This is a genomic window from Bariatricus sp. TF06-38A (assembly GCF_027690675.1).
GTDB lineage: Bacteria > Bacillota > Clostridia > Lachnospirales > Lachnospiraceae > Allocoprococcus > Allocoprococcus comes.
In genome coordinates, this window is the sequence record NZ_JAQFCE010000011.1 from 61,946 (window position 1) to 80,515 (window position 18,570).

Below are 18,570 nucleotides of genomic sequence, written 5' to 3' on the forward strand. Positions count from 1 at the left end.
AGGAAAGTGTAGGTTAGTTTAAATGGCTAAGAAAGTTACAAAAAAAGTGACAAAAAAACGTGTCAAGAAAAACGTTGAACGCGGACAGGCACATATCCAGTCATCTTTCAATAATACAATCGTTACTTTGACAGATGCACAGGGAAATGCTTTATCATGGGCAAGTGCCGGTGGTCTTGGTTTTAGAGGTTCAAGAAAATCTACTCCATACGCAGCTCAGATGGCAGCTGAAACAGCAGCTAAAGCAGCTCTGCCGCATGGTCTTAAATCAGTAGACGTATTCGTAAAAGGACCAGGTTCAGGAAGAGAAGCAGCAATCCGTGCTCTTCAGGCATGCGGAATTGATGTAACAAGCATCAGAGACGTAACACCGGTACCACACAATGGATGCCGCCCGCCGAAGAGAAGAAGAGTCTAGTCGAATTATTATAGGAGGATACGAACATGGCAGTAAATAGAGTCCCGGTTCTTAAAAGATGCCGTTCCCTTGGAATGGATCCGGTATATCTTGGAATTGATAAAAAGTCTAACAGACAGTTAAAGAGATCCAATAGAAAAATGAGCGAGTATGGTCTTCAGTTGCGTGAAAAGCAGAAAGCTAAATTCATCTATGGTGTATTAGAAAAACCGTTCCTGAACTACTTCAAGAAAGCAGATCAGATGAGCGGAATGACAGGTGAAAACCTGATGGTTCTTCTTGAATCAAGACTGGATAACGTAGTATTCCGTCTTGGATTTGCAAGAACAAGACGTGAAGCAAGACAGATCGTTGATCACAAACAGGTTCTTGTTAACGGAAAACAGGTTAACATCCCTTCTTACCTCATTAAAGCAGGTGACGTGATCGAGATTAAAGAAGGTAAAAAATCTTCACAGAGATACAAAGATATCGTAGAAGTTACAGGTGGACGTCTTGTTCCGGAATGGCTTGAATCAGATATCGAAAACCTGAAAGGAACAGTTAAAGAACTTCCTACTCGTGAAGCAATCGATGTTCCAGTTGACGAAATGATGATCGTCGAGTTATATTCTAAATAGAACGCATTCATATAAAATGCAATACTTAACGAACCTGATTCCTGGGTTCGTTAAGGTTCTGTTAGGAAATATCCTGTTTTTTATCGAAAACAGGACAAAAACTGACACCCTCAACATACAAAAACCCATAAGGAGGGACCAAAATAGTGTTTGATTTTAATAAACCTAATATTGAAATTGCAGAAATTTCAGATGATAAGAAGTATGGCAGATTTGTTGTAGAACCACTTGAAAGAGGATATGGTACAACACTTGGAAACTCTCTGAGAAGGATTATGCTTTCTTCTCTGCCGGGAGCTGCAATCAGCCAGATTAAAATCGACGGAGTATTGCATGAGTTCAGTTCTATTCCGGGCGTAAAGGAAGACGTAACTGAAATTATCATGAATTTAAAAACACTCGCAATTAAGAATTCTTCCGAGACAGATGAGCCGAAAACAGCTTACATCGAATTTGAGGGAGAGGGCGTAGTTACAGCTGCTGATATTCAGGCAGATTCTGATATTGAAATCATGAATCCGGAAACTGTAATCGCTACACTTAACGGCGGTGCAGACAGCAAGCTTTATATGGAACTGACTATCACAAAGGGAAGAGGATATGTAGGTTCTGATAAGAATAAGACAGAAGATATGCCGATTGGTGTAATTCCGATCGACTCTATCTATACACCGGTTGAGCGTGTAAATCTTACAGTTCAGAATACTCGTGTCGGACAGATTACCGATTATGATAAACTCACACTTGATGTTTATACAAATGGTACTCTTGCACCGGATGAAGCAGTCAGCCTTGCTGCAAAAGTATTAAATGAACATCTCAAGCTCTTTATTGATCTTTCTGAAGTTGCTCAGTCAGCGGAAGTTATGATTGAAAAGGAAGACGATGAAAAAGAAAAAGTTCTTGAAATGAGTATTGATGAACTTGAACTTTCTGTTCGTTCATATAACTGTCTGAAGAGAGCAGGAATCAATACTGTAGAAGAACTTACAAACAGAACATCAGAAGATATGATGAAAGTTCGTAACCTTGGACGTAAATCTCTTGAAGAAGTTCTTGCTAAATTAAAAGAACTTGGTCTTGAACTCAGCCAGGGAGACGAATAAGAAGTTCCCGTTTCGCATGTGAATACAGGCAGAAACACTGACACACGATCTGGCTAGTAAGCCCGATGAAAGCATAACCAGATGGCATATCCGCAGTAAGACCGAAGGTGCATGCCGGTATGTCCCGAATAATGGAGGATAAAAAAATGGCAAAGTATAGAAAACTTGGAAGAACAGCAAGTCAGAGAAAAGCATTACTGAGAAATCAGGTAACAATGCTTCTTCAGCACGGAAAAATCAGAACAACAGAAGCTAAAGCTAAAGAAATCCGTAAGATCGCAGAAGGTCTTATCGCTTCAGCTGTAAAAGAAAAAGATAACTTCGAAGAAGTTACAATCAAAGCTAAAGTTGCTAAGAAAGATGCAGAAGGCAAGAGAGTTAAAGAAGTAGTAGATGGTAAGAAAGTTACTGTATACGAAGAAGTTGAAAAGACAATCAAAAAAGACAATCCGTCAAGACTTCATGCAAGACGTCAGATGCTGAAAGTACTTTACCCTGTAACAGAAGTTCCGACTGCTGCAGCTGGAAAGAAGAAAAATACAAAAGAAGTTGATCTCGTAGACAAACTGTTTACAGAGATTGCTCCGAAGTATGCAGACCGCAACGGCGGATATACAAGAATCATCAAAATTGGACAGCGTAAAGGTGACGCTGCAATGGAAGTTATTCTTGAGCTTGTATAATCAAATGAGATCGAAAGCCACAGGCATTTATGCCTGTGGTTTTTTGTGTATATAGTGAGCTGGTCTGCTCGATTTCTACCTTTCTTTCTGATAAAAGTCAGTGTATAATAGAAAACATCTGAAAAGAATGTCCTTTAACAGACGTGAAGGAGGAACGACATGGGACGTGTAGGGCGATTTATTTTAAAGGTTGCGGCAGTATTGATATTGATTATATCGGCTGGTACATTTGCACTTTCTTTATTTACAGGAGAGACAAGAAATGGGGATAATCTGCAAAGCGAGTTCGATTATCTGATCACAGTGGGAATTTCACAGAGTGGAGAAGAAAGCTCATGGAAGGATGCAAATACAGCGTCTTTTATGGATACATTTGTCAAATCAAACGGCTATGAAGCGGTGTATGCAGATGCAGGTAGCGATCAGGAAAAACAGATTGAAGATGTGAAAGGATTTATAAAACAGGGTGTGGACTATATCATTCTGAATCCGATTTCTGAAATTGGCTGGGATGATGTGCTGGAAGATGCAAAAAAGGCACATATTCCTGTAATCCTTGTGAATAACGGTGTTGATACGGATGACAGCAGTCTGTATTCGTGCATGCTTGGAAGTGATTACGGAAAACAGATGAAAAAGGCAGGAAAATGGTTGGATGAATATCTGAAAGAAGAGGACGAGAAAAAGGCAGAGAAAGAAAAGGCGGCTTCTGAGACACCGACTCAGGAAGAATCGGAACAGACGGACAGTGAAGATACGGAAGTAAATACAGACAGTTCAAAAGCGACAGATAGCAGTGCATCCATTTTTGATAAAATTATGAAAAGCAGTTCAACGGCGAAGGATGAGACGGATTCGACAGAGGATGAGCAGACAGAAGAAGACATTACCATCAAGATCGCCGCGATTCAGGAATCCATCGGCTCGGAAGAGCAGCTGACGAGAGCGCAGGGATATCAGACTATGCTGGAGAAGTATTCGGACTGGGAGATGGTGGCACAACAGACCGGTGACAATTCCAGAGAAGAGGCACAGAAAGTCATGAAACTATTTCTTGAGCAGGAACCGGATTTACGGGTAGTGTTTGCAGAGAGTGACGAGATGGCACTGGGAGCCATCGATGCGATCGAGAAATCAGGAAAGACCTGTGGAGAGGACGGAGATATTATTGTGATTTCATTTGGTGGAAGCAAAGCGGGGATCGAAGCTGTAAAAGAAGGTAAATTGAATGTAACCTTTGAATGCAATCCGGGCCAGGGACCGAAAGCGGCAGAACTGATCCAGAGACTGGAATCGGATATTTCCATTGATAAGGAACAATACGTGGAAGAAACATATTTTGATGGAACTATGGATTTGGATGAAATTATAGAAAACAGAACATATTAAAGGCAGGAAGAAGAATGATAAAAGTATTTTTGGTTGAAGATGAAATTATTATCAGAAATGGGATCAAGAACAGTATTAATTGGGAAATGCATGGATATGACTTTGTCGGAGAGGCAAGTGATGGAGAACTTGCGTTACCGATGATTCTTGAAAAGAAACCAGACATCCTGATCACGGATATTAAGATGCCTTTTATGGATGGACTGGAACTCAGCGAGCAGGTTAAAAAAGTACTTCCGGCTACGAAAATCATGATTCTGAGTGGATATAATGAGTTTGATTATGCAAAGATGGCGATTAAGATCGGTGTAACCGATTATCTTCTGAAGCCAATTTCTTCAGAAAAATTGTTGGATGCAGTTAACAAAGTAGCAGAAGAAATCCGGAAAGAGCAAAGCGAAAAAGAGCAGATGAATCAATATGCCCGTGAAATGCAGGAAAACAAAGAAAGTGAAAAGTTTCAGTTTTTCAATCAGGTGTTTGCAGGAAGTATGCCATTTGGAGAATGCCTGGAGCAGGGAAAGCAACTGGGAATTGAAATCAGTGCAGAGGGATATTGTGTGATCCTCTTTAAGATCATTATGATCGATCATCCGATGGATTATAGCGAGGATATTGTAAGTGCAACTGAAAATATAGAAAATCTGAGTGAGCAGACAGAAAAGCTCCTGTGGTTCCGGAGAGGTGTAGAAGGATGGGGATTTATTGCACAGGGAGCTGTTGGTGAAGAACTGACTGCGAGAGCTCAGACATTTAGGGAAGATCTGGAAAAAGTTCTGGAAAAATATAAAAATCTGGAATATTTTGGAGGAATTGGAAGTCAGGTGGGGAGGTTCAGTGAGATTAAAAGATCCTACAATGATGCAAACAGAGCCTTTGCAGAGCGTTTTTCAAGAAGTTTGAGACAGTTTGTGAGTTATTCAGAGGTTCATCAAATGGGGGTTCAGAATGACGTTGAGATGCACAGACTCGGAACCATGGCGGAGAACCGGAAAATGCTGGAGCGTTTCCTGAAGACAGGAACGGAAAATGAAGTAAAAAGCTTTATGGATGCATATTTTGATGCAATTGGTGAGCAGAACCTGCAGTCGATGATGTTGAGACAGTATATTGTAATGGATACTTTTATCAGCGTCCAAAGTCTGGGAGACAGTTTGAACATTGAAAAAGAAGATATTGAAAGAGAGCTTGGCGATGTGCAGGAGGTATCGCAGTATGTGCAGGAACTGGAGGCAACGAGGAAGTACCTGGAAAATATAGTCAGACGAATGATCCGGTTAAGAGAGCAGGCATCGGGCAGACGCTATTCAGAAATTATTGAAAAAGCGAGAGATTATATCGGACAAAATTATATGTCAGAGAATATTTCACTGAACCTGGTGGCTTCGAGCGTCAACATCAGTCCGAGCTATTTCAGCTCTTTGTTTAGTCAGGAGGTTGGCTCAACCTTTGTAGAATATCTGACGGGTGTTCGTATGGAAAAAGCAAAAGAGCTTCTGATGTGTTCGGATAAGAGGACATCGGACATCGGATATGAGGTGGGATACAAAGATTCCCATTATTTCAGCTATATATTCAAAAAGACACAGGGATGTTCGCCGAAGGAATTCCGTTCAAGAGGAAGGGGATAAAATATGAAGGTGAAATATAAGAACTGGTCGATCAATAAGAAACTGCTTTCCATTTCGCTGTCAGCATTTCTGCCAATGGTAATTCTGGCCGCCTATTTGATCGTGTCTTTAAATAATGCGGCATCAGCTTATTCTGAGATTACAAAAAGTATTGCCTATGCCAACCGTTATGTGAAAGACTTTAAAAGTCGGCTGGATTATAGTGTGTATCTTGCTGTGGTAAGTAATAAGCAGCTTAAGGAGGTCGGAGATGGAGTTACGACGGTAAATGGAGTAGTGACGGTGAATCCATACGACTATATTACGGAGATGGAAGAGGCGTGTGATAAGATGACGTAAAATGCGACGGTTCCGCTCACCCAGTCACAGGCGGGACGTATTAAAAATTCACTGTCTTCACTCCGTTTTTGTGTACAGGATCTGGATAAACAGATTAAAGAACGGACTTCTTATGATGAGAGAATGGAATATTTTAACAGTAATGTCAAAGATCTGACGACACTGGTACAGACCGGAATCCAGGACTATGTCTATCTGGAAACTTCCAATTTTGTGACTGTACAGACGGAACTGAACCGGAATAACCGTAATTCGACCATTTTAGCGGTCGGAGTGGCAATTGTTGCGATGAGTATTTCCCTGCTGCTCAGTGGACGAGCAGCAAGAAGTGTGACAAGACCGATCCGCGATCTGTGTGATCTGACAGAGAAGGTTGCCGGCGGTGATTTTTCTGTAAAAACACAGGTCGAAGCGGGGGACGAGATTGCGGTGCTCACGCGGAGCTTTAACGATATGACAGAGGAAATCGGGATTCTGGTAGATGATATCCGGAAAAAGCAGGAAAATCTCAGAATTATTGAGAACCGACTTCTGCAGGAACAGATCAATCCACATTTCCTTTACAATACTCTTGATGCCATTGTATGGCTTGCTGAGGAAAATAAAAGTGCAGAGGTTGTGAAAATGGTAACCTCGCTCTCTGATTTTTTCCGCACAACCTTAAGCAAAGGACATGATTATATTACAGTGAAAGAAGAGCGGACGCATATTGAGAGCTATCTGGAGATCCAGCAGTTCCGCTATCAGGATATCCTGGACTATGAGATCCAGATGGATGAGGAGATCTACGGCTACATTATACCGAAGCTTACACTGCAGCCTCTTGTCGAAAATGCGCTTTATCATGGAATTAAGAATAAGCGGGGGAAAGGTAAAATCCTGATTACCGGTAAAAAGCAGGGAGATAAAATCATTTTCCAGGTCATTGACAATGGAAAAGGTATGACAGAGGAAGAACTGAATAGTCTCCGGAAAAAGATGGCAGGGACGGATACAGGAGATGAAGCGAAGGGCTTTGGTGTATCGAATGTGAACCAGAGAATCAAGTATTATTACGGGGAAGAATACGGAGTGTTCTTTGAAAGCAAGGAAAATGAAGGCACAAATGCGACGATCATCATAGCAGCTAAAAATATTCAACTTCCATCATAAAAAAACTAACTTTTTCACGGAAAAGCAGAAAATATTCTACCAAAAGAGGAAGATTTTCCGTATTAAAAGTATGAAAATTTTATTATTATAAGTACATCAAGAGGTTAAGAAAACCCAATGAAGGAGGAACATGTAAAATGAAAAAAAGAAAAGTGTTAGCAGTATTGTTATGTGCAGCGATGACAGCAGCTTTAGCAGTTGGATGCGGTGGAAGCAAAGGATCTGACAGCAGCGACAAGAGCAGTGATTCATCAAGCTCATCCGATGATGTGATCACAGTAGGTTTCTCACAGGTAGGTGCAGAATCTGACTGGCGTACAGCAAACTCTCAGTCAATGAAAGACACATTCAGCAAAGAAAACGGATATGACCTGATCTTTGATGATGCTCAGCAGAAACAGGAAAACCAGATCACAGCAATCCGTAACTTTATCCAGCAGGAGGTTGATTACATTCTTCTTGCACCTGTTACAGAGACAGGATGGGATACAGTTCTTCAGGAAGCAAAAGATGCAGACATCCCGGTAATCATCGTTGACCGTATGGTTGATGTATCTGATGACAGCCTTTACACAACATGGATCGGAACCGATGCTCTTTGTGAAGGTCGTAAAGCAGCTGAATGGCTGAACGGATTTGCAGAAGCAAAAGGAATCGCAGCATCTGATATCCATATCGCTGATATCCAGGGAACAATCGGATCTACAGCTCAGATCGGACGTACAAAAGGTCTTGAAGAAGGCGTTGACAAATACGGATGGGATCTTGTAGCTCAGCAGACAGGTGAATTTACACAGGCTAAAGGTCAGGAAGTTATGGAGTCTATGCTGAAACAGTATGACAACATCAATGTAGTATACTGCGAGAATGATAACGAAGCATTCGGAGCAATCGATGCAATCGAAGCAGCAGGTAAGACAGTTGGATCTGATATCGCTAACGGCGAAATCATGGTAATTTCTTTCGATACAACACATGCAGGACTTCAGGATGTTCTTGATGGAAAGATCGAATGCGATGTAGAGTGTAACCCACTTCACGGACCACGTGCTGAAGAACTTATCAAAAAACTTGAAGCTGGCGAAGACATTGATAAATTGAACTATGTAGATGAAGAAATCTTTGCTCATGATGACACAGTTAAATCTGTAAAAGCTACAAACAGCTTAGACGAAGAAAAAGATTTTGATGTAACACCACTTACACAGGATATTCTTGACAAACGTGCATACTAAAATGCATTAGGAAAGTCGGATATATAATTTGACAGACACATAAGGGTGAATGAATAGAGAGGCGTGGTAGATAATAATCGGAATGTGCCGGATATTTATACTACGCCCTCTTTATTGAAAAAAGGAAAGCAGGTGGAAGAGTATGGAGGGTAATGTTGTACTTACAATGCGGGATATTTCCAAGACATTTCCCGGTGTAAAAGCATTGCAGCATGTTGATTTTACACTTCGCAAGGGCGAAATTCACGCTCTGATGGGTGAGAACGGTGCAGGTAAATCTACACTGATCAAGGTTCTTACCGGTGTACATGAATTTGAAAATGGCGAGATCCGTCTGGATGGAAAAGACGGTCCGATTATTAATAAATCACCTCAGGACGCACAGAACAATGGTATCAGTACTGTATATCAGGAAGTTAACCTTTGCCCGAACCTGACGGTGGCAGAAAATCTGTTTATTGGACGCGAACCAAGAAAAGCAGGATTTATTGACTGGCGTACAATGAACAAACGTGCAACAGAATTGCTTAAGAGTCTTGAAATTGATGCTTCAGCTACCCAGAAGCTGGAAGAGGTTTCTCTGGCAAGACAGCAGATGATCGCAATCGCACGTGCAGTTGATATGAAATGTAAGGTTCTGATCCTTGATGAGCCAACTTCATCTCTGGACGATGATGAGGTTGCAAAACTGTTCAAACTGATGAACAGACTGAAAGATGAAGGTGTAGGTATTATTTTCGTAACACACTTCCTGGAACAGGTATATGAGGTCTGTGACAGAATCACAGTTTTACGAAATGGGGAACTGGTTGGCGAATACGAAGTCAAAGATCTGCCAAGAGTTATGCTTGTTGCCAAGATGATGGGTAAAGACTTTGATGATCTTGCAGATATCAAGGGAGATCATGCAGAACTCAAAGAATTCATCCCGGTTATCGAGGCAGAAGGACTTAGCCATAAAGGAACGATCAAACCGTTTGATATGACGATCAACAAAGGTGAGGTTGTCGGATTTACAGGACTTCTTGGATCCGGACGTTCGGAACTTGTCCGTGCAATTTATGGAGCTGATAAAGCAGATTCCGGTAAACTGAAAGTTAACGGAAAAGAAGTGAAGATTCATGCTCCGATCGATGCAATGAAGCTTGGTATGGCATATCTTCCGGAAGACAGAAAGAAAGATGGTATCATCGCAGATCTGTCTGTCCGTGAAAATATTATTATCGCACTTCAGGCGAAAAAAGGTATGTTCCATCCAATGAGCAGAAAAGAAATGGATGAAGCAGCAGATAAATATATTAAGATGCTTCAGATTAAGACAGCAAGCCGTGAAACTCCGATCAAGAGTCTGTCAGGTGGTAACCAGCAGAAGGTTATCATTGGTAGATGGCTTCTTACCAATCCGGATTTCCTGATCCTGGATGAACCTACAAGAGGTATTGATATCGGAACCAAGACAGAGATCCAGAAACTGGTACTTGATCTTGCAGATCAGGGAATGGCGGTTGCATTTATTTCTTCAGAAGTAGAAGAAATGCTCCGTACCTGTTCACGTATGGCAGTTATGCGAGACGGTAAGAAGGTTGGAGAAATTTCCGGTGATGAATTATCACAGGAAGGTATCATGAAAGCAATCGCAGGAGGTGAAGAGTAATGAGCACAAATAAATCAACATGGAAAAAGCTTACCTCTATGAGGCTTTTCATGCCACTGGTGTGTCTGCTTGCAATCATTATCGTAGCTACAATTACAATTCCGGGCTTCTTAAGCATGTCTCTTAAGAATGGAGTTCCATACGGATATCCGGTCGATGTGATCAACCGTGCATCCGAGCTGGTTATTTTGTCAGTTGGTATGACACTTGTTACAGCAGCTTCCGGAGGACAGGACATCAGTGTCGGAGCTGTTATGGCAGTCGCAGGAGCCGTATGCTGCCAGATCCTTTCCGGTGGGGAAGTATCTGTAAACTCTCTGTCAGCACCGATTATCGTTGCATTTCTTGCAGCACTGGTTGCTTCAGGAATCTGCGGTGCATTTAACGGATTTCTGGTTGCAAAGCTGAATATTCAGCCGATGGTTGCGACATTGATCCTTTACACAGCAGGACGTGGTATCGCCCAGCTGATCACAGACGGACAGATTACATATATCCGTGTGAAATCTTATCAGGTATTCGGAAGCTATGTCGGAAAATTCCCGATTCCGATGCCAGTTGTAATTGCAATTATCGTAGTTATCATTGCATATGTTATTTTGAAAAAGACAGCTCTTGGACTTTATATCGAGAGCGTTGGTATTAACGGAACCGCATCCAGACTGGTCGGACTTAATTCAACCATGATCAAGTTCCTTACTTACCTGATCTGTGGTGTACTTGCAGGTGTTGCAGGATTTGTGGCTTCCAGCCGTATCTACTCAGCAGATGCCAACAACATTGGTCTGAACCTTGAAATGGATGCCATCCTTGCAGTTGCCCTTGGTGGAAATGCCCTTGGTGGTGGTAAGTTCAGCCTGATGGGATCTGTGATCGGAGCTTATACAATCCAGGCACTTACAACTGTTCTTTACGGATTGAATGTATCAGCCGATCAGCTTCCGGTCTACAAGGCAATCGTTGTTGTAGTCATCGTTGTCCTTCAGAGCCCGGTATTCAAGAAATTTATTGCAGTGCAGAAAGAAAAAAGAACATCAAAGGCTGCAGTGAAAGGAGGAGCTAACTAATGAAAGCAAAAGTATCCGGAACAAAAAAGAAAATTAACGGAACGACATTCCTCCTTATGATTACAATTTTACTGTTTGTTGTAATGTACGCAGCGGGTATGATCGTATTTAACGACAAAGGTTTTGCAAAACCGCAGATGTTCCTGAATCTGTTCATTTCCAATGCAGGTCTTCTGGTTATCGCGATGGGCGAAACGATCGTTATGATCACAGCTGGAATCGATATCTCAGTTGGTTCTGTTACAGCACTTGTATGTATGGTTGCTGCAAACCAGATGGAAAATCACGGTGCAAGCGCTTATACCGCACTTCTTATGGCACTGGTGATCGGACTTCTCTTTGGTCTGGTTCAGGGATTCCTGGTATCTTATCTGGAGATCCAGCCATTCATTGTTACACTGGCAGGTATGTTCTTTGGACGTGGTATGACATCAATCATCAGTACAGATATGATTTCTATCAAAAATGCAACTTTCATGGCATGGGCTAAATACAAAATTTACATGCCGTTTGGTTCTTACAGTAAGAGGGGAAAATTCCTCCCGGCATATATTTATCCGACAGTTATCATTGCAATCATCGTTCTGATCGTAATCATAATCGTTATGAAGTATACAAAATTCGGACGTTCTGTATATGCGATTGGTGGAAATGAACAGAGTGCACTTATGATGGGACTGAATGTTAAGAGAACAAAAATGGCTGCATACCTTCTGGACGGCTTTCTTGCAGGACTCGGCGGATTCCTTTTCTGTATGAACAGCTGTGCCGGATTCGTAGAACAGGCAAAAGGTCTTGAGATGGATGCGATTTCAGCAGCCGTTATCGGGGGTACACTACTTAGTGGTGGTGTCGGAACTCCATTCGGAACCCTGTTCGGTGTACTGATTAAAGGAACGATTTCAAGTCTGATCACTACACAGGGAACACTTTCAAGCTGGTGGGTACGAATCGTACTTTCCGCACTCCTCTGCTTCTTCATCGTTCTGCAGTCTGTATTTGCAAGCCTGAAGAAGAAAAACTAAAGAAAGAACAGTACTTGAAACATTACAGGCGAAAAGAGAAAACGACGGGTATTGACGGAAACTTTTTAATTGCCTATAATAAAAAAGTAGGATTTAAACACCGGATGTTCATATCGTACATCCGGTGTTCTTTTTGTAAGTATTGAGTATAAAGGGGAAGGAGGAAGATGAGATATGAAAATAGGGATTGCGAATGACCATTCTGCAGTGGATATGAAAAAGCAGGTGGTAGAGTATCTTGTGGAAAAAGGATATGAAGTTGTCAATTACGGAACTGATTCTTATGAGAGCTGTCCTTATCCGAAATATGGGGAAAAGATTGGAAAAGCAGTTGCAGACGGAGAAGTGGATCTCGGAGTTGCAATCTGTGGAACCGGTCTTGGAATTTCCATGGCAGCCAATAAGGTTCACGGTGTCCGCGCAGCGGTGTGTTCTGAACCATATACGGCAAAGATGGCAAGAGAACATAATAATGCAAATGTGATTGCGTTCGGTGCAAGAGTAATTGGAATCGAGATGGCAAAGATGATCCTTGATACATTTCTTGGTGCAGAGTTCCTTGGGGGACGTCACCAGGATCGTGTAGATATGATTATGGCGATCGAAGAAAATCAATAGCGCGGATGAAAAACAACAAGAGCAGATAAAGGCAATGAAAAAGCTTTTATCTGCTCTTGTTGTGTATATGGTGAGCCAAGTGCAGATTGGCGCTTGCACAAGGTTCTGCATTTGGTGAAGGGAAGAGGTTACAGAAGTACGTGAATCGAAAAAAGCTTGTTATACTTGTTTTGGTGGCATCAAAAAACAATACCATATTATTTGATGTTTTATAAGAAGTGCACAAAAGATACAAAAAGAAGAATACAAGTTAGGACCTCGATGAAAAACAAATATGTATTCAAGTTGTACACATATAATAAATACAACTTAGCAAAAATATACAAAAGTTGTACGATAATTTGTAACATATTACGGGTTGAAAATCAGGTGTTTCTTAAGGTATATTAGAGGTAAGGAGAGCAGGGGATTTGTACGTAAATCAGGTGGAAAAGAAGAAAAAAGTGAAAGAAACATCAGCAAAATATGAAGGAATTGTAAGATGGATTCGAGAACAGATTGAAGCGGAAAAACTGCAGCCGGGAGAGCGGATAGAGTCGGAATACCAGCTTTGTGACCGGTTTGGGGTAAGCCGTCAGACCGTCAGACATGCGATCGCTGTTCTGGAAAAAGAAGGTATGATCGAGAAACGCCGTGGAAGTGGGACTTATATAAAGGAAAGTGGCATCATCGGGGTCAGACGAAAAAAAACGATGCAGATCGCAGTGATGACAACTTTTGTTCAGGAATATATTTTTTCTGGTATTATTCAGGAAATCGAGAACAAGATGTCACGCGCCGGATATGGAATCCAGATTTCCATCACCAACAATTCTGTAGACAAAGAACGTTTTATATTGAAAAGCATTCTGGATAAGAAAAGAGTGGATGGAATTATAGCGGAACCGACAAAGAGTGGCCTTCCTAATCCAAATCTCAATCTGTACAGGCAGATCATGGAGCAGGGAATCCCGGTGATCTTTATCAACAGCTATTATCCGGAACTGAAAGCGCCGCATGTAAGTCTTGATGACAAGATAGCAGGGAAGATGGCGACGAAATATCTGATCCAGTGCGGACACCGTGAGATCGCAGCAATTTTCAAGGCAGATGACGGGCAGGGACACAGAAGGTATGCCGGTTATATCGAAGCTTTAATGGAAGCAGATATCAGGATCGAAGATAAACGGATTGTCTGGATTGATACCGAAGATGTGCGCAATCGCAATATGCGTGAGGAGAGCAGCTGGATTTTAAGAAGGATTCAGGGATGTACGGCATGTGTATGCTACAACGATGAGGTTGCGAGCAACCTTGCGGCGACATGTCTGGAACAGAAGATCAAAGTGCCGGACAAGATGTCGATCATTGGAATCGATGATTCTGATCTGGCAAATTATTGCGAAGTACCGCTTGCTTCTGTGAAGAATCCGATCCGGGAGCTAGCGAAGAAGGCAGCAGAAGAGATCCTTGATCTTATGCAGGAGAAAGAAGTGCCGGACAGTGTGGAACTGAAACCGGAGATTATCAACCGGAGTTCTGTAAAAATCATCAAATAGAAATATTTATCAAATCAAATATATTTTATGAAAGGAAAGGTAAAGAAAAAATGAGTGATGTAAAAAGTATGATCGAAGCGGGAAAGACTTCCCTTGGAATCGAGTTTGGTTCCACACGAATCAAAGCAGTTCTGGTAGGAGAAGATAATGCACCGATTGCTTCGGGAAGCCATGAATGGGAGAACCGTCTTGACAACGGTGTCTGGACTTACACGTTAGAGGATATCTGGACAGGTCTTCAGGACTGCTACAGAGATCTTGCTGTAGATGTGAAGAAGCAGTATGACGTAGAGCTTACTACTGTCGGAGCACTTGGATTCAGTGCCATGATGCATGGATATATGGTATTTGACAAAGCAGGAGAACAGCTTGTACCGTTCCGTACATGGAGAAATACAATGACAGAGCAGGCAGCAAAAGAACTGACAGAATTATTCCGTTTCAATATGCCACAGAGATGGAGCGGAGCACATCTGTATCAGGCAATTCTGAACAAAGAAGAGCATGTAAAGGATATTGATTTTATTACAACGCTTGCAGGTTATGTACACTGGAAACTGACAGGAGAGAAAGTCCTTGGCGTTGGTGACGCATCCGGAATGTTCCCGATCGACAGCACAACACGTAACTGGAATAAAGAGATGCTTGCCAAGTTCGATGAACTGGTTGCACCGAAAGGATATCCTTGGAAAGTAGAAGATATCCTTCCAAAAGTCTTGGTTGCAGGTGAAAAGGCAGGAACACTTACCGAAGAAGGTGCAAAGCTTCTGGACCCAACAGGAAAGCTTCAGGCAGGCATTCCGGTATGCCCTCCGGAAGGTGATGCAGGAACCGGTATGGCAGCTACGAATAGCGTCAGAATCCGCACCGGTAATGTATCAGCAGGAACCAGTGTATTTGCAATGGTTGTTCTTGAAAAAGCACTTGAGAAAGTACATGAAGAGATCGATATGGTAACAACACCTGCAGGAGATGCCGTGGCAATGGTTCACTGCAACAACTGTACTTCAGATCTGAATGCATGGGTAAATATTTTCAAAGAATTTGCAGAAGCATTCGGTATGAAAGTCGATATGAACGATCTGTTCGGAACTCTTTACAACAAAGCTCTGGAAGGTGATGCAGACTGTGGCGGTCTGATGTCTTATAACTTCTTCGCAGGAGAACCGGTTGTTGGATTTGATGAAGGACGTCCGTTATTTGTTCGTATGCCAGACAGCAAATTCAATCTTGCAAACTTCATGAGAGCAAACTTATATGCATCTCTGGAAGTCCTGAAAGTCGGAATGGACATTCTTCTGAAAGAAGAGAAGGTAGCCGTTGATGAGATTCTCGGACACGGTGGACTCTTTAAGACAAAAGGCGTTGGACAGAGCATCCTGGCAGCAGCACTTGACACACCGGTATCTGTTATGGAGACAGCCGGAGAAGGCGGAGCATGGGGAATCGCACTTCTTGCATCTTACATGAACAACAAGGCAGAAGACGAAGCCCTGGATGATTATCTGGATGCAAAAGTATTTGCAGGACAGAAGGGTACAAAGATGGATCCGGATCCGAAGGATGTAGAAGGATACAATACATTTATCGAACGCTTCAAGAAGACGCTTCCGATCATGAAAGCTGCAACAGAGACTATGAAATAGAACCCGAAATATTTTACATAAACACAGTAGGAGGCTAAAGCAATGTTAGAAGAACTGAAAAAAGAGGTTTATGAAGCCAATATGCTTCTGCCTAAGTATGGACTTGTCACATTTACCTGGGGCAATGTCAGCGGAATCGACCGCGAAAGCGGGCTTGTTGTGATCAAACCGAGCGGTGTGGATTATGACAAAATGACAGCAGATGACATGGTTGTTGTAGACCTGGAAGGAAACCGCGTGGAAGGCAACTTAAATCCGTCTTCTGATACGGCAACACATCTGGAACTCTACAAAGCGTTCCCGGATATGGGTGGTATCGTCCATACACATTCCCCATGGGCAACCAGTTGGGCACAGGCAGGAAGAGGAATCCCTTGCTACGGAACCACACATGCCGACTATATGTACGGTGAGATCCCATGTGTCCGCAATCTGACAAAAGAAGAAATCGACGAAGCATATGAGAAGAATACAGGAGTTCTCATTGTGGAACATTTCAAAGGTACAGAATACATGGCAATGCCTGCAGTACTCTGCAAGAACCACGGACCATTCACCTGGGGAACCGATCCACACAATGCAGTACATAATGCAGTCGTACTCGAAGAAGTAGCTAAAATGGCAGCTCGCTGCGAAATGATCAATCCAGACGTAAAACCTGCCCCACAGGAATTACAGGATAAACACTACTACAGAAAACACGGTAAAGACGCGTACTATGGACAAGGCTAAAGCACTTAATGAATGCGAGCCGTAGGCGACACATGAATTTAGTGCGTTGCCTGTTCGGCGTACTTAGCGAGTGGGAGCGTATGCGACTGCGAGCTTAGTAAGACCGAACTTGTATTGGGAAGATAGAGTAAATCAATTAAACAAAAAGGAGAATAAAAACATGTTAGTACAGAAAGATTACAAATTTTGGTTTTGCACAGGATCACAGGATTTATACGGAGATGAATGTCTCGCACATGTAGCAGAACATTCACAGATCATCGTAAAAGCCCTCAATGAATCAGGAATTCTTCCATACGAAGTAGTCTGGAAACCAACCCTGATCACGAATGAAGTAATCAGAAGAACCTTCAACGAAGCAAATACAGATGAAAACTGTGCAGGTGTTATTACATGGTGCCATACATTCTCACCGGCAAAATCATGGATTCTCGGATTAAAAGAACTGAGAAAACCATTACTTCACCTTCATACACAGTTCAACCGTGAAATCCCATACGACACCATCGATATGGACTTCATGAATGAGAATCAGGCAGCTCATGGTGACCGTGAATTCGGACATATTTTCACACGCCTTCATAAGAACCGTAAAGTCATCATGGGTTACTGGGAAGACAAAGAAACACAGGAAAGAATCGGTGACTGGATGCGTACAGCAGTTGGTGTCATCGAAAGCAGTCATGTACGTGTTATGCGTGTAGCTGACAACATGAGAAACGTTGCCGTAACAGAAGGTGACAAAGTAGAGGCTCAGATCAAATTCGGATGGGAAGTTGATGCTTACCCGGTAAATGAAGTTGCTGACGCAGTAGCTCAAGTTGGACAGGGTGATGTAAATGCACTTGTTGAAGAATACTATGACAAATATCAGATCCTTCTGGAAGGAAGAGATGAAGCTGAATTCAGAAAACATGTGGCAGTTCAGGCTCAGATCGAACTTGGATTTGAAAGATTCCTTGAAGCAAACAATTATCAGGCAATTGTTACACACTTCGGAGATCTTGGATCACTTCAGCAGCTTCCGGGACTTGCAATGCAGAGACTGATGGAAAAAGGATATGGTTTCGGTGCGGAAGGTGACTGGAAGACAGCAGCTATGGTTCGTGTAATGAAGATCATGACACAGGGCAAGAAAGATGCAAAGGGAACTTCCTTCATGGAAGACTACACATACAACCTTGTACCTGGAAAAGAAGGTATCCTGGAAGCTCATATGCTGGAAGTTTGCCCGACAATCGCAGATGGACCGATCAGCATCAAGTGCCAGCCGCTTAGCATGGGTGACAGAGAAGACCCTACACGTCTTGTATTTACAGCCAAAGAAGGACCGGCTGTCGCAACATCACTTGTTGATCTTGGCGACAGATTCCGCCTGATCATCAACAGTGTAGACTGCAAGAAGACAGAAAAACCGATGCCGAAGCTTCCGGTTGCAACTGCATTCTGGACACCACAGCCAGACCTCAGAACAGGTGCAGAAGCTTGGATCCTGGCAGGTGGAGCTCACCATACAGCATTCTCTTATGACCTGACACCGGAACAGATGGGTGACTGGGCAGAAGAAATGGGAATCGAAGCTGTTTATATCGATAAAGATACAAAGATCAGAGATTTCAAAAATGAATTAAGATGGAATGAAGCTGCGTATAGAAAATAAATAGTAGCAGATGAATTCTAAGAAATAAACAACCGGGCAGAATCACATTTAAAAGTG

General features: G+C 42.4%; 17 protein-coding genes. All 17 read left to right on the plus strand.

What is annotated here, in order from left to right; genetic code table 11:
• Window positions 1–22 precede the first annotated feature (22 nt).
• The 17 genes from rpsK to araA all read left to right on the plus strand — a co-directional run bounded on the left by rpsK (window position 23) and on the right by araA (window position 18,513).
• The gene (rpsK, locus tag PG418_RS10160) at window positions 23–418 is read left to right on the plus strand and encodes a 30S ribosomal protein S11 (RefSeq protein WP_008372572.1); all 396 of its coding nucleotides are present in this window, start codon (window positions 23–25) and stop codon (window positions 416–418) included.
• 26 nt (window positions 419–444) lie between these two features.
• Entirely contained in the window at window positions 445–1,038 is a 594-nt protein-coding gene (rpsD, locus tag PG418_RS10165) for a 30S ribosomal protein S4 (RefSeq protein ID WP_022220185.1), read from the plus strand.
• 146 nt (window positions 1,039–1,184) lie between these two features.
• A complete protein-coding gene (locus PG418_RS10170; RefSeq protein ID WP_008372575.1) occupies window positions 1,185–2,144 on the plus strand; it encodes a DNA-directed RNA polymerase subunit alpha in 960 nt (319 codons plus the stop codon).
• A 146-nt stretch (window positions 2,145–2,290) separates the two neighbouring features.
• On the plus strand, window positions 2,291–2,827 hold the full coding sequence (locus PG418_RS10175; RefSeq protein ID WP_022220184.1) for a bL17 family ribosomal protein: 537 nt from the start codon (window positions 2,291–2,293) through the stop codon (window positions 2,825–2,827).
• Window positions 2,828–2,986: 159 nt separating this feature from the next.
• Complete coding sequence (locus tag PG418_RS10180; RefSeq protein WP_270475956.1) at window positions 2,987–4,216, plus strand: ABC transporter substrate-binding protein; 1,230 nt, start codon at window positions 2,987–2,989, stop codon at window positions 4,214–4,216.
• Window positions 4,217–4,230: 14 nt separating this feature from the next.
• On the plus strand, window positions 4,231–5,847 hold the full coding sequence (locus tag PG418_RS10185; RefSeq protein ID WP_173686537.1) for a response regulator: 1,617 nt from the start codon (window positions 4,231–4,233) through the stop codon (window positions 5,845–5,847).
• A gap of 3 nt (window positions 5,848–5,850) precedes the next feature.
• Complete coding sequence (locus PG418_RS10190; RefSeq protein ID WP_498837346.1) at window positions 5,851–6,186, plus strand: hypothetical protein; 336 nt, start codon at window positions 5,851–5,853, stop codon at window positions 6,184–6,186.
• 123 nt (window positions 6,187–6,309) lie between these two features.
• Window positions 6,310–7,338: a sensor histidine kinase gene (locus tag PG418_RS10195; RefSeq protein WP_498837347.1), complete on the plus strand. Its 1,029-nt coding sequence runs from the start codon at window positions 6,310–6,312 to the stop codon at window positions 7,336–7,338.
• Window positions 7,339–7,475: 137 nt separating this feature from the next.
• On the plus strand, window positions 7,476–8,573 hold the full coding sequence (locus PG418_RS10200; protein ID WP_008372586.1) for an ABC transporter substrate-binding protein: 1,098 nt from the start codon (window positions 7,476–7,478) through the stop codon (window positions 8,571–8,573).
• 142 nt (window positions 8,574–8,715) lie between these two features.
• Window positions 8,716–10,227, plus strand: a complete 1,512-nt coding sequence (locus tag PG418_RS10205; protein WP_117823726.1) for a sugar ABC transporter ATP-binding protein — start codon at window positions 8,716–8,718, stop codon at window positions 10,225–10,227.
• The gene (locus PG418_RS10210) at window positions 10,227–11,294 is read left to right on the plus strand and encodes an ABC transporter permease (RefSeq protein ID WP_008372590.1); all 1,068 of its coding nucleotides are present in this window, start codon (window positions 10,227–10,229) and stop codon (window positions 11,292–11,294) included. Before PG418_RS10205 ends, PG418_RS10210 begins: the two co-directional genes overlap by 1 nt.
• Window positions 11,294–12,319, plus strand: a complete 1,026-nt coding sequence (locus PG418_RS10215; RefSeq protein WP_008372592.1) for an ABC transporter permease subunit — start codon at window positions 11,294–11,296, stop codon at window positions 12,317–12,319. The genes PG418_RS10210 and PG418_RS10215 overlap by 1 nt, the downstream gene beginning before the upstream one ends.
• 174 nt (window positions 12,320–12,493) lie before the next feature.
• Window positions 12,494–12,937, plus strand: coding sequence for a ribose 5-phosphate isomerase B (gene rpiB / locus PG418_RS10220; RefSeq protein WP_022220180.1), 444 nt, complete (start codon window positions 12,494–12,496; stop codon window positions 12,935–12,937).
• A 410-nt stretch (window positions 12,938–13,347) separates the two neighbouring features.
• Complete coding sequence (locus PG418_RS10225; protein WP_022220179.1) at window positions 13,348–14,475, plus strand: GntR family transcriptional regulator; 1,128 nt, start codon at window positions 13,348–13,350, stop codon at window positions 14,473–14,475.
• 50 nt (window positions 14,476–14,525) lie between these two features.
• Window positions 14,526–16,121, plus strand: a complete 1,596-nt coding sequence (locus PG418_RS10230; protein WP_055297547.1) for a xylulokinase — start codon at window positions 14,526–14,528, stop codon at window positions 16,119–16,121.
• A 42-nt stretch (window positions 16,122–16,163) separates the two neighbouring features.
• Complete coding sequence (araD, locus tag PG418_RS10235) at window positions 16,164–16,853, plus strand: L-ribulose-5-phosphate 4-epimerase (RefSeq protein WP_022220177.1); 690 nt, start codon at window positions 16,164–16,166, stop codon at window positions 16,851–16,853.
• 160 nt (window positions 16,854–17,013) lie between these two features.
• A complete protein-coding gene (gene araA / locus PG418_RS10240) occupies window positions 17,014–18,513 on the plus strand; it encodes an L-arabinose isomerase (RefSeq protein ID WP_022220176.1) in 1,500 nt (499 codons plus the stop codon).
• Window positions 18,514–18,570 lie beyond the last annotated feature (57 nt).